Source organism: Nocardia sp. NPDC050710, from assembly GCF_040654375.1.
Classification (GTDB): Bacteria; Actinomycetota; Actinomycetes; order Mycobacteriales; family Mycobacteriaceae; genus Nocardia.
Map to the genome: position 1 here is coordinate 326,842 of NZ_JBFAHV010000001.1, position 21,894 is coordinate 348,735.

Sequence of the window (21,894 nt, forward strand, 5' to 3'; positions counted from 1 at the left end):
CCGCGGATGTGGAGAGGTTGGAACCCCACACTCGCAGAGTGGCACTGATCCACGGCGAACTCTGGGGTTCGGGATATGCCGTCGCCGCCAACATGGTCCTGACCTCCGGGCATGTCGTCGGAGGGCACAGCACCACCTGTACCGTGCTGCCTGCGATCGGCGGCGAGTACCGGGGGTCGGTGCTCTGGCGAGGCGATCATCTCGGTGCGGACGCCGCTCTCGTGCGAGTCAAAGGTGCCCCATGGGGGTCGGAGGAACCATTCCGATGGGCCGAAATACGTGGCACCGGACGCGCACCGGTTCTCACCCTCGGATATGGATGGGTGGGTAAGGAAGGCACCACCCGCCACCTGCACGAAGAATCGTGGTTGGTGTCGCCAACAAACGGCCGGGAAACCAGGACTTATCGGCTCGACCTGGACAACAACTCGCCCCGAGACCGCATATCCGAGTCCAGCGGCAAACGGCTGTCCGCATGGAGCGGCCTGTCCGGAGGGGCCGTCTTGACCCGAGATGGAAACGGGCTGATCGGTGTCGTCCGCGGTGACAAAGATAAATTCACCAACTCGGCGCTGGGTGCTGTCCGGGTCAAGCAGCTGCTGGAGGACGACGACTTCGCCTATCACGTCGGTTCAGGAACCGACGTGCTACTCGAGGTGTGGACGCTCCCCGACCCCGGCGGTACACCCGACTCCGGATCTCCCGAGCAATACATACCAAAAGTACTGCGGGCCAACCGAATTTCGCCCGAATGGCGATTCGACAGCGCACCGTGCCCATTCGATGACGCATATTCCGCTGACCTCGGTGCGTGGATCGTCCTCGGCCGTGGACCGAGTACAGCCGTCGTCGCGGCACCCCCCGGGACCGATCTCGCCACCGCATTCTCGGGCGTGGAGCAGGGCCCTGTCGCCGACGGTGGCGCAGATGTGCGCGAACGACGTTGGCACAGTATGGATCCCTCGATCGCGCTGCCCGAACGGGAGGCGGAACTGTTGCGGCTGCGCGATTCCCGATCCGCTGGCACCGGTGGGGCAGGTTTGGGGTTGGTCGTAACATGGCCACGCGGCGAGACAGATCAGCGAGCGCGCGAGTGTCGCAACCGAATTCGTTCAGTGGCGCCGAACGCGGCCGTTGTCTTCATGGTCAGCGCCCCCTTACTCGTCGACGCGGTGGCGGCGGGTTGCGCGGTGGCCAGGGAGACACGCTCGGGGCAGGGAGCCGAACCCACCGAGGTCTTCGCGTTACCGTGGTTCGACGACGTGGATCCCGATATCGGTTCCGGCACAGCCGATCCGGTGGCTGCGGGACCGGCTGTAGCGCGGCTCATGGCCGGGGTACGGTCCGCACTGCGTAGCCAAGGATTGCCCACACCCGGTCCCGGCACGGCGGACCCCGCCCCGCTGCCGCGCGACGCGGACCCGGACGACATCGCGGATGCGATCATCTCCGAACTCAATGCCGGGTCCGGATGGCGCGATGCACCCCAAGAATCCGTAGCGCTGCGGTTGGTGCGGGATTATCAGCCCCGGCTCTTCGCTGCCCTTATCAGCAGGCATGCGGCGCGGCGCACGCCACCACACCACTGGGCCTCGCTGCGCGCGGCTATGCCGGTCGACCGGCATGTCGACATCTGGCTGTCGGCGGTGTCGGTCCTCGGGGAACCCCGTGACATCCCTCCGGTCCTGCGCGAGACCCCGATGATCGACGCCTTGATACTCGGCATGCTCCGAGCCGGAACGGCTGCCTCCCTCACGGCTCCATGGATCGAATACGCACGGCAGCGGCGTACCCCCGTCGGCAAACTGGCACACCACCTGGGGAGTTCGCCCGCCTCCGAGCTGGCGGCATTCCTCGCCTCCGAGACAGCCGCGGTCGGATCCGCGGCGACCCGCGCGGGTCTATTGGTGCCCGTACCGGATGGGATGGGTTCGGACGCGTGGTGGGCGATCATGGGCCGCGTCCCGGTGACGGCCGCGACCGTCGACTGGTTGACGAATTCGGGGCCGAACGCGCGCCGCGCGGTCGGGTTCATCGATGACCACGCCGAGCCCGATATCGACCGCGTCGACCGGATCCTGCAATTGCGCGCAACCATGCGCCCACCTCTACCCCCGTGGGAGGCAACATCATGAGTCTGCTCGCGGACTGGTTCTTCACCACCACCATGCGTCTGTCGCCCGCCGACGCGCACGCGTTCCTGGACACCATGGCGGTGCTCCGCAGTCCGTCGGCCACCGCAACGCAACGGCGCACGGCCGCAACGGCATTGCGTTCGGCGTCGCCGTGGATTCAGGCCTACGCTCTGCGACCGCTTTTGGCCGCCACGCAGGTCCGGACCGAGCACGGCACGGACGACATCCTCGCCGACAGTGAGTCCGACGATGTGGACGCCGAGCTGGTAGGACTCACGGAAGCGATTGTGACCTCGGTGCTTTCGCTCACCGACCACCGACTCGCCGGAGTGCTCGGCACGGCCGTCTCGCGCGTCGCGCGCGGCGATCCCGAGGCCAGGAACGTCCTGATCCAGGAGGTCGCGGCCCACCTGGCGGCCGAGCACGAGGTGTCACGGGGGCGCGTGTGGCGCATGCCGTATCACGACCTGAGCGATCACATCATGCCCACGGTGGCCGTGATCGCCCTGTGCGAGCTCACCCGCCGGTCATCCGGGACCGGCGACGAGGATTGGCTGGGCGACAGTGCGGTGCCGCTCGCCGCGGCCGCGCTGCGCGGCGATTTCGGCAGATTGGCGCTATTGGCGGCGGCCGAGGGTGCAGGCCGCGCCGACCCTCAAACACGCGATTCGGTGTGGCGCTCGATCTGGCGAGCGGGGCGCGGCGCGGCGCATCTACAGCCGGATCTGCTCGACGCCCTGGCGCGGTGCTGGCACGGGCATCCGGACGGCGACGAACCGCCGACGGTGCAGACTCTCGAAACGGAAGCCGTCACGGGCGCCACCCTTTCGTGGTGGATGTCGCGTACCGCCGTGGACAATGACAGCGCCGCCGAGATGTACTCGATGCTGACCGGGCGCGCCGAGGGATCGCCGAAAGCCCTGTCGGCACTGATCTGGCACGCGACGGTGTGGGGGTTGGCCGCGGAGGTCGACCGGCCGGAGACGATCGCACGACTGGCCCGGTGGTGGCAGATACCTACCCGTCCCCCGTGGAAGATCCGCGCGACCCTGCACGCCGGTGCCGACGCCGGGTCGGCGCGGGCCCACGTCGACGCGATCCTGAGCGTGCGACCGAATTCCAGGGCGCTGATCGACGACAACCCGATCGTGGAGACGACAGCGGAGGATGGTTCGTCGATCTTCAGTCCGTGGCTCAGCAGATGGCACGACGGCTGGGACCACGGCCGCCGCACCGGCCCGGCCTTCCGCGAGGGTCCGACCGAACAACTGTTCCGGCTGCTGACCGCGGCGCCGCTCGCGGTACTGCTGTTGCAGGATATCGCCGAAGACGACGAGGAATACGACCACATCACGTCCTTGCTCTTCCATGCCTGCGATGTGATCCGCGATGAGGCGGCCCTGCTGGAGCAGGTGGAACACGGCGAATATATCGGCGAGCATCCGCTGGGGCCCGCGCTGGTAGCGCTGTTGTGGCATGTCCACCTGGTGGTCCACGATGCCGGGGTCGGCCGCGACGAGCGGGTGCGCCCGGCCGTACTGGCGGATTTCGCGCTGCGTCTGCTGAACGACGACTCCGCGCACGACCTCGCGCGATACGAGCAGCGGGCACGCTTGGCCCGGCAATCCCTCGGTGCCATCTGCACCATATGGATCACGCGAGCCTGGGTCGAATCCACCAGCAGCGACGATACGGTCGGGCCGGGTCGATGGTTCGTCGGCGATCCGCCGCGCGCCTTGCGACTACTGTTCGCGGCCCTCGACCGGCTCGCGGTCGTCGATCAAGAAAGGAAAAGGCTGCGGCAATCGGGCCGCAAGCCGCCCGGCCTGTGGCTGCCGGATCTGCTCACGCCCGCACAAGCGCTGCGCGAGATCTATCCGCAGAGTTGGCCCGAGCCGGTCCGGGACCGGTGGGGAGAACGGCTGGATATCGACTGGTACAAACAACGCGACGGCTTGCGTCACGCGTACAACAACCTCGTGAAACAAGAGGGTGGCGATCGAAACGCGGTGAGCAGCAATGCCGCCCGACCCGACCGCCTCCTGCTCTCGCCCCCACACCCGGTGGAGATCTGGCGCGAGCACGCCGAGGACCTGGACAATTGGTCGCGGGTGCAGGCGGCGCCGATGACCATGCGTGTGCTCCGGATGACCGCCCTGTTGCACGCACCGGCCACGCCGTTCGGTGATCCCGTCTACGACGAGTGGATCGAAGAATGGCTGGACCGCCTACACGCGGTGGACCACAGCACGAAACTCCCGCTCAGCGTCCGGACGTTGATGATCGCGCTGATCGAACCCCAAAACGACCTGAACCTGACCGAACCCGCGCACCTGCGGCGGCTCGAGGCCATCCACGCCGCGACCATCGACGCGATCCTGGAGTTCGGCGACGGCAATCTGCGCCATGTCGAGCTGCTGCTCGATCGGCTGGCGGCTCGGCTGCCCCTCCATGAGGTCGGGGCCGACCGGCTGCGGCTGCGCGCGGTGGAAACCATCTATCGGCGGCGACGCTTCGCGACGGTGCGGCCCGGAATGCGCAGCGCGTCCGACCTGGACCGGCAACAGCGCCACCAACAGCAGATGGAACTCGTGCTGTGCCGATTCCTCACCGGAACGTCCGCGCGGACATCGACCCCGGAACCGGATCTCGTGCCGATCGCGGAACGTGTGCGGCAGGCGTGGGAGGACAATCAGGCGGCGACCATGCTGCGGGCGGCCCCTATCACGCTGGGGGAACGCAGAAAGCTGGCCCGTGACGGCCGCGATATGTCCACCGAACTACGCATGGCGGCAACAACATTCGACCAGTATCGCGGCCGGGAGATCCGCTTTCTTCTCGACGTACAGACGACGACGGTCAGCGACGGTGAACGCCCCGAGCACGTCCGCAACCTTTTCCAGAATGTCAAGGAACGCAAGAACCTGCCCGCTCATACCGGTACGCGCACGGTCACCGTCCTCGGCGTCGTCGCCGCGGTGGAGTCCGATCATCGGCCGAATCAGGCTGCCCAGCGCAGCATCCGGATCAACGGCGGGACCGGTGCGCTCCTGACCTGGTCCGGGATTCCGGCCACCGGCGACGTGATCGACGGCGAGGTCATCGGCGTACAGCTCCACGGCGATCCGATCTCGGTCGTCGGCCTGCGCGCACTGGGCAGAGCGACACCCACCTCCGACGAAATCCGCTACGCGACCGTCCGCACGACGGCGCCCTGGCTCGAGGTGCGGGTCGACGGCGTCGACCGGAATTCCTATCCGGCCGAGGATTCCCGACGAGCCGAGATGGTCCGGCGGCATTGGGATCCCGATCTCGCCCGGACCTTCATCGAACCGACCGAGACAATCGAGCGGCGCTGTCCGGTGCGCTGGGATGCCGCTCTGCGGCACTGGGTTCCGGTGATCCGGCGACTCAGCGAGCTCATCGTCTCGGACCTGTCGAACTCGGATTCGGTGACCCTCACCTATACCTGTCTCGACGAGCAAACCGATACCCCATGGTTTTTCGTCAGTTCACCCGGACTCTTGTACTACCTTCCGCCGGAGGTCTGGGCCGACCCGGACCCGCTGCTGGATCTCCTCGGGCCGGACCGCCACGGTGCGGTTGTCGACGCCACGCTGGTCGGTGCGGAGTATCCGCGGCTGGCGGTGCGGCTGGACGGCGACGCGATCGCGGCACACGACAACCGAAATATCCTGTGGGCACGGTACTTCGACGACTACGAGGACGAACTCGTCGCGATTCGCGACGAATCGGGTCGCCACATCATCGAGATCGATCCGCCGCAGGGGTTTCCCACCGCCCTCCGCGCGCTGGGGGCCGAGGACCAGGCCAGCCGCGTCCACGTGGTGGCACTGCCGTGGTCGGATTGCCTGGCCAGACTCGCCGAAGTCCGGGTCAATGCGCTCACGGACCGCAGTGTGCCCGATCCGGAGCAGCCGACCCGGGCCAGATTCGACGAGATGTACAACATCCACCGTGGCGACGTGGTCGTGTTGGACAAAATCGTGGCCAACCACCTGCGCAAGATGTGGGCTACCACCTCGACCGGCCGGGTCGTCGGACTGGAATCGGAATCCGTCACCCTGCTCAATACGCAGAAGATGCAGGCCTCCGGACTGGTGCGCGGCCGACCTGCGGAGGTGGTCAGCGATCCCCAGCGCGACACCGGCCGCGTCTACCCGCAAGGTCCCCCGATTTCCGATGCGCATCTCGCGCTGCGCGTCCACACGGCGGGAGCGGATGCGGCCACCGCGCAGGCCGTGATCTCGGCCGTGAACACCGTCGACGGAGTGATCGTCCGGCGCCTGGAGGACGGCCGACGCTATCGCTACGGCACCTGGTGCCGATTCGGGGCCACCGTCCACTACGTCGAACTGGAGCCGGAGTATTTCGGCGTCGACGATCCGAAGGGCGTCGGGCATATCTTCACCGGCACGCGCATCGGCGAGGATTGGGTGCTGCGCCTGGTTGATCGGCGGGTGACCGTCCGCGCACTGTTCGAAGTGCGTGACGCCGATCCGGAGACCGATGCGCACGCCATGTACGTCGGCTCGGACCAGGAGTACGACTACCGGCAACTCCCCCATTCGCCGGTACTGCTGCGGTCCCCGGCACATGCGGCCGGCGAGGCCGGGGTGCGCGAACTCGACTTGCACAGGGCCGACATACAACTGGTCGACCCGAAGTCGAAATACTCGATCCGGACAATCACGGTGCGCAACCGCAAGACTGGATTCACCATCTTGGGCAGCACGACCGAACCACGGGTGACGCCGGGGCTTTCGCTCGCTGGAATCCAACTCCGTCTGACGAGCCGCACAAGGCCCGGCGGGGATCGGTACTACCAGGCGCGTCGCACCTTCGAACTGCGTCGAGACGTTTCCCGCCACCCCGCCAAGCAGCAGACCGACCACTCCGAGCAGTGGCGACAGTTCCTGGCCTCCGGTGAGGAACATGTCGTCGGCGCGTTGGACCACGACGAGACAAGTATCGAGATCATCGGCGGACTGCACCCGCCGGGACCCGACGGAGTGCCCACTGCGCGACTTCCGCTCGCGCCCGGTCAGCAACCCGCCGTCGCGGGCGTCCGATACCGGAAGAACAATGTTCGCGCCCGGTTGGTGCCGACCGAACTCGGGTACGCCGGATCCTATGCCGACGCCGCACCGTTCTCGGTCGCGAAATTCGCGCGCCGATACCGCCAGGTCGCCCTCGGGGTGCGGACCCGGCTGACCGAGTCGCTGCACTATGTGGGACCACCGACCGACGCACTGGACGCGCACCTCTTCGAATGGGGATACGGCTGGCGGGTGGCGGTGCCGCCCGAACGCCTGCGTATCTCCGGCATCGACAACTCGCCGCCCCCGCCATCGACGACGGACCGTCCCGCACTGCCCGCACTGTTCCACGGCGACCGCGTCGTCGCGGTGACCTTCGCACCCGCCGAGGACGGCGGTGGTCCGACGATCGTGATCGACCGGCGCGACATCATCCACCGGTATGTGCGCCGGGTGGTCGACGAGAGTGGCCGCGGATATCTGCATCTGATCGATCTGGAAATCCGCATGGATACGGGATCGGTCAGAGTGCTCCGGGCGCGGGCGAGCCGGTCGCTCGGTGACCCGCTCGAGCCGTTCCAAGGCGCCCAGTGGGTGCCGTTCGCCGCCATGCTGGATCCCGACAGCCGCGACAGCGTGCTCGACAACCTGCGTCTGGCCGGGGAAACGGGGCTGGTCCATAAACAGGTGCTCGCCCGGCTGGACTTCGGACAGGCCAGCAATACCGGCGGCCTGACCCGCACATTCCATGCGGTTCGGTTCGGCGATGAGCAGATCCGGGACAACGACTACATCTTCCTCACGGCCCGGCGCATCGACCTCACCAATAACGAACTCACCGTTATCTTCGGCCTGCCCGACACATTGAGCACGAATGACGTCGAGATCCGGGTCAATCGACGGGAATTCTCGTACCGGGAAAGCACTTTGGCGCGGCTGATCGCGAATGGACTCGATGTCGAGCAGATGGATGTCATCATGCTCGTCAAGGTGCTGCGCGCCCGCACCGGCGTGCGCAATGGTTCGGTGCTCAACGCCCCGACGCGGGCGCCCGAGACCTTGGTCAGCTACCTCGCCAGCAGGGGTGGCATCTGCTACGCCATCATGGGCGACAACCGCCTCGAAATCGCCCCCGGCGTGTTGTACAGCGCCAGCGGCACTCTCGGAGCGCAAGGGATACGGCGTGGCGCGGTAGTGCGCCTCGATCTCGACAATGACCGCCAGGTCCGGATCACGACCGCGGTGCCCGCCGACGAATCCTACATCTCGGGCAAAGGTCGTCCCGCGATCGTCTTCCCCAAGACGCCCGTGCTGCGGAAGCCTCCCGCCGACGACGCCGGTATGCGGCGAATGTTCACCGTCGCGGGATTGCCCGATGTCGTCCTGTCACCGTTGACAGGCTCTGGCGCAAAACTTCTCGGCACGCCACATCCCAAGGCCTGCGTGGTATTCCGTGACGGAGTTCGCGACTTCCTCGCGGACGCGACCAACAGCGAGAAGGTGCGGCTCGGCAAGGTCGCCGGTAGGGAGGTCGCCGAGCCCGCTCAGATCCGGCGATGGCAGCCGGGCGGCCGCCGGGCGGCCGGAGAGCCGGAGGTTGTCGAAGTCCCTTGGGCCAGAATGTCGTTCACGGACACCACGGCACACAACATCCTCGCCGCCTGCCGCCACAACCAGTGGACCTACCACGACCGCAAGACCGGCCATGTGAGCGGCGGCAAACTTGTCGGTCCGTATCCGTTGGGCACGGCGAGTGCGACGCAGGAAGGGGTGTTCTTCGATTCCACCGTCGGCTGGACCCTGCGGTACCCGCCCAGACGGCTACTCGAGTACGGACTTCCGGCCAGTGCGCTGGTGGAGGACCGGACGCTGTGGTCCGGCGAACGCGGAACATTCACGGTGGCGGGCCCGAACGCGGACAACACCGGGCTGTGGCTCGAAATGGGTCCCGGGCGGGTGATCGAGGTGCGCGGTGCGCTCGTGACCACCGGTGAACAGTCGTCGCTGGCGATGCTGGACTGGTCGCTGTTCGGTCCCGGCGACCGCGTGGAATTGCGACTGTCCCATCGCAGCTCGGGTCAGGACTGGGAGGTCGGCCCGAACCATCTGATGCTGGTTTCCTGGCGCACGACGGTGCGCAACGCGCTGCCGAAGGACGATCCGAAAGCGCGTCTCCTCCTTCCCGTTTCCGGGTCGGACAGCAGAAAGGGCGCACTGTACCTGGGTGTCAGGAATCGGATCGTCTATCCGATGGCGCTGAACGATCTACCGGCCTATGCCGCAGTGGACGCCGTATGGGTGGATCAGCGCAACGACATCGCGCCCGCGGGATACGACACGCTGCGGCCGGGCGATGTCGCCCTGCTCGTCATCGACGATCAGGGACAGCTCCGGCTGTCCGGCTTACCGGAGGTGGAGGTGCGGTTGGCGAGTCGATCGGAGGCCGCCTGGCCCGGCTACGAATGGCTTCGCCGATGCCTTGAAGATCCCGCGACCAGACGGTCGCTGCTCGACGGACTCCGGGGTCCGCTCGCCGTAACCGTCGATCTGGTCGGTCTCGAGCGTCCCGTGGTCACGGTGTCGCGGCGACAGCAGCGAACCGGACGCTGGCCCGCGAACCGACTGGTGCGCAGCGAAATCGTCGCGACACTCGGCTCCGGCATGCTGATGCTGTATTCCGGAGGCGCCGCGTTCACCGCGCACATCGGTGACGTCGTGGCGGGTGTACCCGCCTCGCTTCGGGAGCAGGTGGCGAAGACGCTCACCGATCCCGCCAACCGGATACCACCCGTGCTGTGGTGGAACGTCGACAATGACGGCAAGCCACATCCGGGCATCGCCCCCGCGAATACCTCCGATCCGTTGGTCGTCGCCGAATACGCGGTCGCCGACGCCGCGGGGCAGGCGGCGGGTGTGATCTGTCGCGATGTGCATACCGAACGCCTCTATTGGCTGCCCGCCCAGCACGCGTCGTGGATTCCGGGACTACCCGCGAATACGCTGCTGCGGAATCTGCGCTCACTCGGTCGACTGGCCACCCGGGCCCGGCAGAACGGGGCGGTCTCGATCACGACTCACCCCGCGGTTGTCAAACAGGTACAGCTCTTGCGTCCGAGCGCACCGCTGCGGGTGTCGGTCGGGACCGGGGAACCCACCGCGACCCGGACCGGTCGATGGCGGTACGTGGCGCGCCTGGAGATGCCGCCGGTGCTCTTGGCCTACGAATCGCGCGAACCGGACCTGACCGAGGGCACCAGCAGACTCGCCGAGGTCGACGAAGTATCGGCGCACGGCCAGCCGTCGGTCACCGTGCTCGATGTCAACACCAGATTGGTACGGCTGGATCTGCCGAGATGGCTCATCGACTCCCACTCGGCGATTCTCGAGGACCGGCCCGGCGCAACCGGCACGGCGGAGGGCTTCGATACCTACCGGCGCTGGTATCGCGAAGGTGTCGTCGACGATCGGGTACCCGATGACGCTGCCGAAGCAATCATCCGGGCGGCCGGGACCATCGTCGAACATGCCGCCGATCCGGATTACCACCACCTTTCCCGGCTGGCCGAGCACTGGCTGGCAACCGACGGGGCGGCAGCCTTCAATCTGCTGCCAGATCGGGAATTCGACGCCGCCGTGCTGCTGTCGGCGGTCGTCACGGTGGATTTCCTCGGCCGTCGGGATCAGCGGATGGCCGCCGCGGCCGTAGCGGCACTTCATCAACTCGGGCGGCGAGCCCTTGCCAGCATGCACACCGAACAGTTCGCCACCGCATGGATCACCCGCCCGGAACGCCATGGGCTGAACGGCACGTGGGCCCGGTTGCGCAGTTTGTCTCTGGCTCCCGAACTGACTCAGCGGCAGGTCCGGCAATTGCGGTCGTTCTGTCAGGCGATGCTCGTCAAACCCTCGCTGCGAAGCACCGAAACCGACCTGGAGCCCCTCTCCCGGTCCTTGCTGACTGCCATCGGTGAACTCGACAGCGCGACAGACCTACTGCGCGACGCCGGAGTCATCGCGCCGCTGGCGATATGGGGCCGGACGCTGATCGCACCGCTGGGCCATCCGACCGCACAGGACCGGCTACTGGACAGCCAGCGCGAGAACCTCCACACCCGGACCGATCACCTGGTCGGCGACGCCTTACCGATCACATTGCTACCGACGGTCGCGCCGCCGAGACCCGATGAGACGCAACTACTTCAGGAACTGATCACCGCCCGCCTAAACTATCGACCGACTAGGAAGGACGGCTGATGAAGCGAAACCTGAACTGCCCCTGCGGGGAGACGATCCGCGGGACCGATGAGGACGATCTGGTGGAGAAGACCCGGGCTCACCTGGCCGCGAACCATCCGGGGCACGAGTACTCGCGCGACGAGATCCTGTTCATCGCGTACTGAACCGGCGATCGTGCGCCGGAATCACGACGGGTGCAGATCGCGTCGGTTCCGATGAAGGGCGCGATCGGCCACCCCGTCCATGACCCATGTCCCGCCGACGCGGTGGCGCATCGTCAGTCCGAGTTGTTGCGCGGGCGAGGTCGGGGGCCGATCTGGTCCAGCAGGGTGTTGACTTCGTCGGGGAAGCCGTTCGTCACCGGTTTCGGAGTCTTACCGGGGAATCGGCGGGTGACATGTTCCTCGGCGGCGGATCCGGGTAGGACGTAGACGGGTTCGGGTTTGTTCTGGAGCGGGCGGACGATCTCGTCGAGGTGAGTCTTGCGATCGTCGAGGTAGGCGCCGATCACATCCTCGCCCGCGGGACATACCGCCATACAGTAGCCGGCCTTGTAGTTGGGCTTGAAGGACAGGCTCTGCCACATCGAGAAGGATTCGCCGGTAGTCACTCGTTCGCGGTAGTCGGCGCGACTGTCGCTATCGGCGATCGTTTCCGCCCAATCGGTGAAGCCGCCCATGAACTCTCGATAGTTGTGCGTGTAGCAGGCTTGGAAGTCGAAGTCGCCGTCGGTGGTGATCGCACCGACGGGGCAGGCGGACACGCAGAGTTTGCACTCCAGGCACGGGTTGAAATCCAGTGCCGCGCTCGGTTCGTCCACGACCGCGTCGGTGACCACCGTGCCGAGCAGGATGAAGTTGCCGAACTTCGGGTGAATGACGTTGCGGTGAATACCCATAATGCCCAGGCCCGCCGCTTCCGCCACCACCTTGTGCGCGATCACCCAGACGCGCCCGGGAAATTGATCGACCTCCATCGGGTAGCCGGGCGCAGGGTATACGGCGCGGTAGCCCGCGTCCTGGAGCGCCGTGGTGATTCGGCGTGAGACCTCGTTGGTTGCATCGTCGGCGTGGTTGAACTCGGTATTGGCGAGGCTGCGCATGGGGCTGCGCAGATTATCGCGGTTCATCCGCACGCAGAAGGACACGTAGGTGCGGGCGGTGGGCAGAATTCCGCGCGCATGCTCGAGTTCCACGGCCACCCTGGGGTCCTCGACCGGGACGAAGCCCACATCGTCCGCGCCCGCGGCAAGACAGAGCTCCCGCAGCCGCGAGGTGGTCAATACCGGGTCGGGTTGCCTCCGTTGACGTTCGGCCATCCGCTTGACGGTCGGATGGTCCGCGAGACGGCGCTGCCCCGCTGATTCCTTATCGTTCGCCGACATCGATCCTCCTGGTCTCCGCGAGACCAGCACGGCCTCATGAAGGTAGACCGCTTCGGCCGCCGAAACTCATCGCGGAACCGGCAGATCGCCCGATGTTCAGTGGACGCGGACCCGCCCGGCGGTGAATCTCGCGGCAGCGTGATCGATGGCCGACATCGGCTGGTCGAGAAGGCGCACCGCGGTGCGCAGCCCGGTGGTGCCGTGGACGCGTTTGCGTAGGACCCGTTGCACATCGGAGTGGTCGAGGCCATGAACGCCCGGAGACCATCCCCGATGGCCGGAAGACGCGGCAGAGATGCTTCGATCGGATCATGACGGACAACACCGAAATTCCGCGGGTCGTGCGCGCCCACCGCGATATCGCCGCGGAGGCAGGGCGAATCTTCGAGCTCATCGCCGATCCGGCGCAGCAACCGCGCTGGGACGGCAACGACAATCTCGCGGAATCACCGGCAGGGCAACGAGTCCGCGCCGTGGGCGAGGTATTCACCATGACGCTGAGCCATGGCGTCGTCCGGGAAAATCACGTGGTGGAAATCGACGAGGGCAGGCACATCGCCTGGCTGCCCTCGGAGCCGGGCCAGCGGCCCCCGGGTCACCTGTGGCGATGGGAACTCGAACCCATCGATGCGGCACACACCAGGGTCACCCACACCTACGACTGGTCCCGGCTACCGACGAGCAACGCCTTCCTCGCGCCCGTGCGACGACTCCAGACAAGCTGCGCGCCTCGCTCGACCGACTGGCCGAACTCGCCCAGAGTTAGACCGGACCCGGGTACCACGCTCAGTCCACCGTGAGTTCGACCGGCACCGCGAAGACGTCGACCATGGCGCCATTGCGCAGGACCGTGACCGGCATCGACTGTCCGATGGCTTCGGCGAAGAGTTGGCGCTGGATCCCCTGGGCGTCACGAACTTCCGATCGAGCGACGCTGAGGACGAGGTCTCCGCGGCGCAGGCCCGCGTGGTCGGCGGGGCCGCCACGCACGACCTCGACGATGCGGACGCCCGCGTGCTGGCCAGTGCGGGTGGCGACGGTGGCGGGCAGCGGCGCCGGGACGCCGACCAGACCCAGGTAGGCGCGGCGAACCCGGCCCTCGGTGTGCAGTGTGCCGATGATGCGGCGGGTGGTGGCGTTGATCGGGATGGCGAGCCCGAGGCCGATGCCCGCCACGGCGGTATTGATGCCGATTACGCGGCCCGCCGAATCTGACAGCGCCCCACCGGAATTGCCGGGATTGAGGGCGGCGTCGGTCTGGATCACGTCTTCGATCACGCGGCCGGCGCGCCGGGAGGCGACCGGGACCGCCCGCCCCAGCGCGCTGACCACGCCCGCGGTGACCGAACCCGCCAACCCCAGCGGGCTACCCACCGCGACAACCAGTTGGCCGACGACGAGCCTGTCGGCATCGCCGAGTTCCACGGCGGTCGGTGCGCCGCCGCGGGCGCGGAGCACGGCGAGGTCGGAGAGCGGGTCCACGCCGACCACATCGAAGTGGGACTCCACACCGTCGGCGAAGATCACCTCGCCATTGCTCGCCGCACCGACCACATGGGCGTTGGTGAGCAGGAAGCCGTCGTCGGTGAAGACGACCGCCGATCCACCTCCTCGGCGGGTGCGCACGCTGGCCACATGCGGGGTCACCGATTCCGCCACAGCGATCACCGTGCGCGAATAAGCGTCCATCGCGTCGTCCACGTTGACCACCATCCTGCCCACCCGACCAACAGCAACCACTTCCAGGATGCCCGTCTCCGGGCCGCCCCGCACCGTGTTCGCCACAGGCGCAATCGAATTGACTACACCCTCACATCGACCTGCGCCCATCCGTCTCATACACCAACTCGACAATCGCCATGACGAGCACGCACAGCACGCGATCGGACCCGCCCGCCGGACTCGATGCGTCACCGCGGTAATCGCAATCACTGGCCTGAGCAACGGATTCGAGTCCAGATGGTTGCCATCCGGTTCCCCATCAGGTCTTGAATCAACCGTCTCAGACGGTATCGTACCAGTAGTACCACATACCGATGGTACCGAGCTCGATGAGGTGCATAATGACCGATCAGCGTGCGCGGACACAGGACCGTCCGATCGCCTATCCGAAGGCCAGGCGGATCCGCTTCCGGTTCGGCGAGCCGAAGCCGATGTCGAAGTACTACGCGGGCGGCGACATGGTGTTCAGCCACTTCATCGCCGGCCTCTCCGCCGGCTTCCCACCCGGCGAGGAATCCTTCATCCGATCGGTACGAGCATTCGCCGACCGGATCACCGATCCGGTGCTGAAGAAGCGGGTCGCGGGATTCATCGGCCAGGAGGCGATGCACGGCCAGGAACACCGGCGACTCAATCAGAAGCTGGTCGATATGGGCTACCGGATCGAGTGGTTCGACTCACCGAGTGTGATCGAACGCCAAAGGCGACTCGAGCGGCGGCTGCCCGCCACGGTGCATCTCGCCGCCACCGCCGCGGCCGAGCACTACACGACGGTGCTGGCGAGCCGCGTGCTGACGAAACCGGAGATCCAGGCACTGGCCGGTGACGACGAGGTGCGAAACCTCTTGAACTGGCATGCTTTCGAAGAGGTCGAACACAAATCGGTAGCCTTCGACGTCTACCGCGCGGTGGGCGGCACCGAGACCATGCGCATCATGACCATGGCCACCCTGCTCGCGCTGACCGTGCCCCTCACCGCCGTCTCCCTGAGCATCTCGATCGGCTGCGACCCGTATGCGCGCCGACGGCCGCTCACCGTGGCGCGGGAGGCTTACAGGCTGTTCACCGGGCCGATCTTCGATGGCATCGGCCGCGAACTCGCGCTGTACCTGCGCCCCGGCTTCCACCCGGACGATATCGACACCCGGGAGCTGCTGGAGCGCTGGCAGCAGGAGCTCTTCGGCGCCGAGGGCGCCTTGGTCGATCACCTCGCATAGTCCGGACACATCCGAATCAACGGAGATTCACATGAGCACCAGCCTGAAATCCCACGGCGCCACCGCCTATCCGAAGGCGCGCCGGATGCGCTTCCGGTTCGGCGCGCCCGACCCTAAGAACCGGCACTATGTCCAGGGCGACATCGTGATGAGCCACCTCGTGGCATTGCTTTCCTCGGCCTTCCCGCCCGGTGAGGAGTCGTTCATCCGGTCGGTCCGACGATTCTCCGATCGGATCACCGATCCGGTGCTGAAGAAGCGGGTGGCCGGATTCATCGGCCAGGAGGCCATGCACGGGCAGCAACATCGGGAGCTGAACGATCAGCTGATCCGTATGGGCTACACGCTGGTTCGGATACCCGCCTTCGGTGCGGACAGCCGACGCGAGCAGGCCGTCATACGCGTCGAGAACCTCATCCCGGCCCGGCTGCACCTCGCGGGCACCGCGGCCGCCGAGCACTACACCGCCACGCTAGCCCGACGTCTGCTGACCAGCCCCGAATTACAGGCGCTTCCCGGCGACCCCGAGGTACACAACCTGCTCAACTGGCACGCACTGGAAGAACTCGAGCACAAGGCGGTCGCCTTCGATGTCTATCGCGCGGTCGGCGGCACCGAGCGGATGCGCATCACGGTGATGCTGTTGCCCTATCTCGGCGCGATTCCGCTGGTATCGCTCGCGGTCGCGCTATCGATCGCGCTCGATCCCTCCGGTTGGCATCCGATCGAAGTGGCCCGCCAAGCCGTCGACGTGCTGCGCGGACCGCTGGTGAAGGGGCTGACCGCCGAGGTCGGCGAATACCTGCGGCCCGGCTTCCACCCGGACGATATCGACACCGAGGCGCTCGTGCGGCACTGGCAGCGCGAATTATTCGGCGCAGACGGCGAACTGCTCGACCGAGTCAGATAGGAGTTCGATAGTGACCGGACAACAGCGGCACGCCGACCACGAGGTGGTCGTGATCGGTGCCGGATTCGGCGGTATCGGCGCGGGAATCGCTTTGCAGCGCAAAGGTATCCATGACTTCATCATTGTGGACAAATGGGATCGGGTCGGCGGCACCTGGCATGCGAACACCTACCCCGGTGTCGCGGTGGATATTCCGTCGTTCATCTACAGCTTCTCCTATGAGCAGCGCGGTGACTGGTCGCGGATCTTCGCACCCGGCACCGAACTACGCGACTATGCCGACGATATGGTCGACAAATACGGCCTGCGCCCGAAGCTGCGCTCGAGCACCACGATCGTATCGGCGGTCTTCGACGCCGACGATGGGCTGTGGCTGCTCGGCACCGATGGCGGCCGGAGCATGACCGCGCGGTTCGTGGTGATGGCGGTCGGCGGGCTGGAACGCCCGAAGATGCCGGAGATTCCGGGCCTGCGCGACTTCGGCGGCGTCCTCGTGCACACCGCGCTGTGGGACGACGACGTCGCGCTGGCGGACAAGCGGGTCGCGGTGATCGGCACCGGCGCCACCGCGCTGCAATTGGTGCCCGCCATCGTCGACCGGGTTGCCCATCTGACGGTCTTCCAGCGCACTCCGATCTGGGTGTTCCCCAAGACCGACGCGGCGGTGGGCAGGCTGGGCCGGGCGGTGCTGAACCAGCCGCTGTTGCGCTCGGGTATCCGGTTCGCGGGCACCGTCGCGACCGAGATCGGGATGGGCGGGCTGGTGGCCGGTCCGTCCTGGCTGACCGACGCGGGCAGGCGGCTGGCCGAAATTCCGGTGCGCCGCTGGATGCGGTCCCAGGTGCACGACCCGGTGCTGCGGGATAAGCTCACGCCCCGTTACGGATTGGGCTGTAAGCGGCCGTCGATGTCCAATGACTACCTGTCGACCTTCAACCGCTCCGATGTCAGTCTGGTCACCGAGCCGATCGGGTTCATCGGCGAACACGGTGTGGTCACCGAGGACGGCGCGCACCACGATGCGGACGTGCTGATCTGCGCGACCGGATTCAAACTCTGGGAGAAGGATTCGGTGCCGCCGTTCCCCGTGGTCGGGCGGGACGGGCTCGATCTCGGTGAGTTCTGGGATCGGCACCGGTTCCAGGCCTACCACGGGGTATCGGTGCCCGGCTTCCCGAATTTGTTCAGCATTACCGGGCCGTACGGATTCGTACTCGGTTCCTACATCTGGATGATCGAAGCCACCGCCGCGCATCTGAGCCGCGCCATCGCCGAGACCAAGCGGCGCGGGGCGACGGTCTGTGAGATCAGCCGACCCGCACACGACGAGTACTTCGCGAAATGCCTTCGGCGCCAGCAGAAGAACTTCCTGTTCACCGACGTCTGCGCGGGATCGAACACCTACTACATCAACAGTCACGGCGATTCGCCGTTCCGTCCCTCGACACACGGCGAGATGTACTGGCAGAACCGCCATTTCGATCTGAACGACTACCACTACGGCCATGGCGTCGCGGTCCGCGAGACCGGCCCCGTCCTGGAGGGATCGGCATGAAGTTCAATGACCTGCGGCCCGAGCTGGTGGTGGTGACCGGGGCGGGCAGCGGGATCGGCCGGGCCACCGCTCTCCGCTTCGCGCGCCACGGCGCGCACGTCGTGGTCTCCGATATCGATCTCGATGCCGCGCTCGCCACCGCGGCCATGATCCACGCGCGGGGCAGGCGCGCGTCGGCGGCCCGGTTGGATGTCACGGATCCGGTGGCCTGGGAGGCCTTCGCCCGCGATGTACTCGCCGATCACGGGGTGCCCGACGTGCTGGTCAACAATGCCGGGATGCTGGTCGGCGGCGCATTCCTGGATCTCACACCCGCCGACTGGGAACGCCAGTTGGGCGTCAACCTGTTCGGGGTGGTGCACGGATGCCGGGTATTCGGCGCCCAGATGATCGACAGCGGCAAACGCGGACACATCGTGAACATCGCCTCCGCGGCCGCGTTCACGCCGACGCCGGTGATGTCGGCCTACTCGGTCTCCAAGGCCGGGGTGAAGATGCTCACCGAATGTCTGCGACTCGAGTTCGGGCCCAAAGGTATCGGCGTGAGCGCCATCTGCCCGGGCGTGATCAATACGAATATCGGCGAGCACGCGATCACGGTCGGTATCGATCAGGAATTGATCGCACGGGGGAAGGAGATCAGCCACCGCATTCAGCAGGCCGCGGCGAACCTGCCGTACTCCCCGCTGAGCCCGGATCTGGTGGCGCGGGCGGTGCGGCGGGCCGTGCGCTACGACCTGGCGATCGTCCCGGTGCGCACGGAGGCTTGGCTGGGATACTTCCTGCTCCGTATCGCGCCCGGGCTGAACCGCCGAATCGCCCAACCGTTCTCGATCGATCTGATGCGGCGGCTCGGTGAAGGTGCGCTGCGGATCGCGGACGCCGTCGGGTCGGGATCATCGCGGATCGATCCGGCGACACGCGAATCCCGGCGGGTACCCGCGGAAACCAGTGTCGACCAGGGCATCCGGCCCGCACCGGAATCGGGGGCGACTCGGAACAACGGGCGGCGCTGAATCCAGGGCCGGACCCGTCGGACCGGGGTGTACACGATCGGAGAACCCGAATGAACGCACGCACACACGTCGTGAAGGTCCGCGAGGTGATCGCCGAGACCGCGGACGCCCGCACCCTGGTGCTGGAGATTCCCGACGATCTCACCGACCGATTCGGTTACCGCCCGGGCCAATACCTGACGGTGCGGGTTCCCAGCGAACGCACCGGTTCGGTGGCCCGCTGCTACTCGCTGTGCAGCAGCCCGCACTGCGACGCGCGGCTCGCGGTGACCGTGAAACGCGTGCCGGGCGGCTTCGCCTCGAATCTGCTGTGCGACACCGTGGTGGCGGGCGATCTGCTGACCGTACTGGGACCGGCGGGCAACTTCGGGCCGCGGCGGTTCGACGCCGATGTGCTGCTGTGCGCGGGCGGTAGCGGCATCACGCCGATCATGTCGATCATCAAATCCATGCTCGGCATCGGACGCGGAAATATCGCTGTGCTGTATGCGAACCGGGACCGGAACTCGGTGATCTTCGCCCGGCAACTCGCCGAGCTGACCCGCCGCTACCCGCGCCGCCTGCGGGTGCTGCAGTGGCTGGAATCCGAGCGCGGACTGCCCACCGCTCGCGGATTGGCGAAGGTGCTGAAACCGTATGCCCGCCGGGAGTGGTTCCTCTGCGGTCCAACCGGATTCGTGGCAACACTGGAGTCGGCCGCAGATGCGCTGCGGGTATCGCGCTTCCGCATTCACCGGGAGGAATTCCGTTCGCTGGACAGAAATCCGTTCGAGGGGGCCGGATCGAGTTCGAGAGCCGTGACCACCGCCGTGGGATTCGGTGGGCAGGTCGCCGATGCGGTCGCGCCGGTCGCCGTGGTGTCGGCGGCATCCGACACCACGGACGACAGCCTGGATTCCGCCGATACACCGATCGGCGCCGTGGCCGTGGTCCGGGTCGAGATCGACGGCGCGACGCACCGACTCGACTGGCCCACACATCACCGGCTCTTGGATGTCTTACTCGACAACGGAATCGACGCTCCCTATGTGTGCCGCGAATCGGCCTGCGGTAGCTGCGTCTGCTCGGTGAAACGAGGCCGCACCCGGATGGTGCGGAACGAGGCACTCATCGACGACGAACTCGCACGGGGACTCACCTTGGCCTGCCAGACGCTGCCGGAGTCGGCGCGGGTCGACATCGCCTTCGACCAATAGCAACGGTAATGCCTTGTCACAGAAGGTGGTCGACCACTACTCGAACGCCGTCGGCCGACCGCGATCTAGCGCGTCCCGTCCGCAACCGCGCGAAATGCCGACTTCAACACGCGCACATAGCGATCCACCGATTCGTGCGCCACCGGCGTATCGGGGTAGATCACGCTCAGGGAGGTTCCCGAGGGCAGCCGGTTGATCCACATGAGCACCTCCTCGGCGGCGGCGCGGTTGGCGTAGACGCCCCCGCGCGCGATATCGAAGAACTCGCTGCCCGCGAAGTCACGGGCGTCCACATAGGAGAGCATCGGGTTGGACCAGCCGGGCCGCACGGCGATTCCCGCATTCTCGGGCACCAGCTCCAGTACCCGGTGCAACGAGACGGACGTCAGCTGCAGCCCGTTCTGGTAGGCCCGCTGCGCGGCGATCACGATACGCTCGAAGGACGCGCTCGCACCGATCGGAAAGGCCACCGGGATGAGAGTCGCGTACCAGCCGACGGACGCCAACTCCGACAGCGAGGATCGGGTGCTGATCGGCGTCATGGTGAAGTAGTAGTCGGCGCCGGTGAGTTCGCGTTCGGCCAGTGCCGCCGCCGCGAAGATACCGCCGGTGAACTCCGCGCCGCGCTCGCGGCAGACCTGTTCGAAGCGCAGCGCCGCCGACTCGTCGAAAAGCGGGACCGTTCGATGCGCGCTGCGGTTGTATCCATCGCTACGTCGACCGAGATCGAGTGGGAAGGAGGGTAATTCGCCGTCATTGCCGCGTACCAGCTCCAACCATTTCCGGACGCCGGGCGAGGCGAGGGTCAGCTGGTCGGAGTGATCACGTTCGCGCGCACGGTATTCGAGGTAACGTGCCGGAACGGGTAGTTCGTCGCTGTGTCCCCACGCCTCCCTGGCGTAGAGCTGCGCCAGGTCGAAGCAGGAAAGGTATTGCGCGACACCGTCGGTGTGCAGGTGGTCGGCCGCGATGTAGACGGTGGTCGACTCCTCGCGCTCGACGATGCCGAAGGTGAAGCAATCCCATTGGAACGGACCGGGTGTCTGCTTCTGAACATGCTCGCGAATGGCCTCGGCATTGTCGATCTCGCCGTACTCGGTGGCCACGAAGTCGATTACCTCCGGCGCGACCAAGTGTGTGCGCACCCGGCCACTGGCCTCGATGGCGAACCATGTCCGAAAGGTGTCGTGGCGCACCAGGAATGCATTGATCGCGCGAGTCATCGCCGCCTGGTCGAGGCGGCCGGGAACCTCGGCGGTGACTACGCACAGCCCGGAGTAGCGGAATTCCGCGGCCGCATTACGGTGCGCCACCCGCAGGTACGCCTCCTGCTGATGCGACGGCGGCGTCGGATGCACCGGCGCCGCTGCGGCGCGTGCCACCGACTCCGGCGACGCCGTCCAGCTGACGAGACGGCCCGGGGCCGGATCCCATTCGTCGATTAGCCCGAAACTGACCACGGG

General features: G+C 66.7%; 12 protein-coding genes and 1 pseudogene. 9 read left to right on the forward strand and 4 right to left on the reverse strand.

What is annotated here, in order from left to right:
* Positions 1–38 precede the first annotated feature (38 nt).
* From AB0H61_RS01485 to AB0H61_RS01495, 3 genes are read left to right on the forward strand one after another with little or no spacing between them, the layout of a single operon-like run.
* Positions 39–2,135: a trypsin-like peptidase domain-containing protein gene (locus AB0H61_RS01485; RefSeq protein ID WP_357297828.1), complete on the forward strand. Its 2,097-nt coding sequence runs from the start codon at positions 39–41 to the stop codon at positions 2,133–2,135.
* Positions 2,132–11,449 (forward strand): hypothetical protein, encoded by a 9,318-nt coding sequence (locus AB0H61_RS01490; protein WP_357297830.1) that lies wholly within the window; start codon positions 2,132–2,134, stop codon positions 11,447–11,449. The genes AB0H61_RS01485 and AB0H61_RS01490 overlap by 4 nt, the downstream gene beginning before the upstream one ends.
* Positions 11,449–11,595, forward strand: coding sequence for a DUF1059 domain-containing protein (locus tag AB0H61_RS01495; protein ID WP_357297831.1), 147 nt, complete (start codon positions 11,449–11,451; stop codon positions 11,593–11,595). The genes AB0H61_RS01490 and AB0H61_RS01495 overlap by 1 nt, the downstream gene beginning before the upstream one ends.
* 113 nt (positions 11,596–11,708) lie before the next feature.
* Here the strand turns inward: AB0H61_RS01495 and AB0H61_RS01500 are convergent, their stop codons facing one another.
* Both AB0H61_RS01500 and AB0H61_RS01505 read right to left on the reverse strand, forming a co-directional pair.
* Complete coding sequence (locus AB0H61_RS01500; protein ID WP_357297833.1) at positions 11,709–12,815, reverse strand: 4Fe-4S binding protein; 1,107 nt, start codon at positions 12,813–12,815, stop codon at positions 11,709–11,711.
* 96 nt (positions 12,816–12,911) lie between these two features.
* A complete protein-coding gene (locus AB0H61_RS01505) occupies positions 12,912–13,046 on the reverse strand; it encodes a hypothetical protein (protein WP_357297834.1) in 135 nt (44 codons plus the stop codon).
* A gap of 80 nt (positions 13,047–13,126) precedes the next feature.
* Between AB0H61_RS01505 and AB0H61_RS01510 the strand changes: the two are divergent.
* A pseudogene (locus AB0H61_RS01510) lies at positions 13,127–13,581 on the forward strand (SRPBCC family protein).
* A 20-nt stretch (positions 13,582–13,601) separates the two neighbouring features.
* Here the strand turns inward: AB0H61_RS01510 and AB0H61_RS01515 are convergent.
* Positions 13,602–14,528, reverse strand: coding sequence for a trypsin-like peptidase domain-containing protein (locus AB0H61_RS01515; RefSeq protein ID WP_357299788.1), 927 nt, complete (start codon positions 14,526–14,528; stop codon positions 13,602–13,604).
* 350 nt (positions 14,529–14,878) lie between these two features.
* Here AB0H61_RS01515 and AB0H61_RS01520 point away from each other — a divergent pair, with 350 nt between their 5' ends.
* From AB0H61_RS01520 to AB0H61_RS01540, 5 genes are read left to right on the forward strand one after another with little or no spacing between them, the layout of a single operon-like run.
* Positions 14,879–15,754: a metal-dependent hydrolase gene (locus AB0H61_RS01520; RefSeq protein ID WP_357297836.1), complete on the forward strand. Its 876-nt coding sequence runs from the start codon at positions 14,879–14,881 to the stop codon at positions 15,752–15,754.
* A 31-nt stretch (positions 15,755–15,785) separates the two neighbouring features.
* Positions 15,786–16,664 carry a metal-dependent hydrolase gene (locus AB0H61_RS01525; protein ID WP_357297838.1) on the forward strand — a complete coding sequence of 293 codons (879 nt, stop codon included), beginning with the start codon at positions 15,786–15,788 and terminating at the stop codon, positions 16,662–16,664.
* Between the two features lie 10 nt (positions 16,665–16,674).
* Entirely contained in the window at positions 16,675–18,219 is a 1,545-nt protein-coding gene (locus tag AB0H61_RS01530; RefSeq protein WP_357297840.1) for an NAD(P)/FAD-dependent oxidoreductase, read from the forward strand.
* On the forward strand, positions 18,216–19,235 hold the full coding sequence (locus AB0H61_RS01535; RefSeq protein ID WP_357297842.1) for an SDR family NAD(P)-dependent oxidoreductase: 1,020 nt from the start codon (positions 18,216–18,218) through the stop codon (positions 19,233–19,235). Before AB0H61_RS01530 ends, AB0H61_RS01535 begins: the two co-directional genes overlap by 4 nt.
* 50 nt (positions 19,236–19,285) lie before the next feature.
* Positions 19,286–20,431, forward strand: coding sequence for a ferredoxin--NADP reductase (locus tag AB0H61_RS01540; RefSeq protein WP_357297844.1), 1,146 nt, complete (start codon positions 19,286–19,288; stop codon positions 20,429–20,431).
* 65 nt (positions 20,432–20,496) lie between these two features.
* On the opposite strand, the gene AB0H61_RS01545 is transcribed toward AB0H61_RS01540, so the two are convergent.
* Positions 20,497–21,891, reverse strand: a complete 1,395-nt coding sequence (locus AB0H61_RS01545) for a condensation domain-containing protein (RefSeq protein WP_357297846.1) — start codon at positions 21,889–21,891, stop codon at positions 20,497–20,499.
* Positions 21,892–21,894 lie beyond the last annotated feature (3 nt).

Excerpts from the sequence above, each read along its gene's own strand:
- AB0H61_RS01525 (WP_357297838.1), top strand. The coding sequence starts at position 15,786 with ATGAGCACCAGCCTGAAATCCCACGGCGCCACCGCCTATCCGAAGGCG.
- AB0H61_RS01490 (WP_357297830.1), top strand. The coding sequence starts at position 2,132 with ATGAGTCTGCTCGCGGACTGGTTCTTCACCACCACCATGCGTCTGTCG.
- AB0H61_RS01520 (WP_357297836.1), top strand. The coding sequence starts at position 14,879 with ATGACCGATCAGCGTGCGCGGACACAGGACCGTCCGATCGCCTATCCG.
- AB0H61_RS01540 (WP_357297844.1), top strand. The coding sequence starts at position 19,286 with ATGAACGCACGCACACACGTCGTGAAGGTCCGCGAGGTGATCGCCGAG.
- AB0H61_RS01495 (WP_357297831.1), top strand. The coding sequence starts at position 11,449 with ATGAAGCGAAACCTGAACTGCCCCTGCGGGGAGACGATCCGCGGGACC.
- AB0H61_RS01515 (WP_357299788.1), bottom strand. The coding sequence starts at position 14,528 with ATGGTGGTCAACGTGGACGACGCGATGGACGCTTATTCGCGCACGGTG.
- AB0H61_RS01535 (WP_357297842.1), top strand. The coding sequence starts at position 18,216 with ATGAAGTTCAATGACCTGCGGCCCGAGCTGGTGGTGGTGACCGGGGCG.
- AB0H61_RS01500 (WP_357297833.1), bottom strand. The coding sequence starts at position 12,815 with ATGTCGGCGAACGATAAGGAATCAGCGGGGCAGCGCCGTCTCGCGGAC.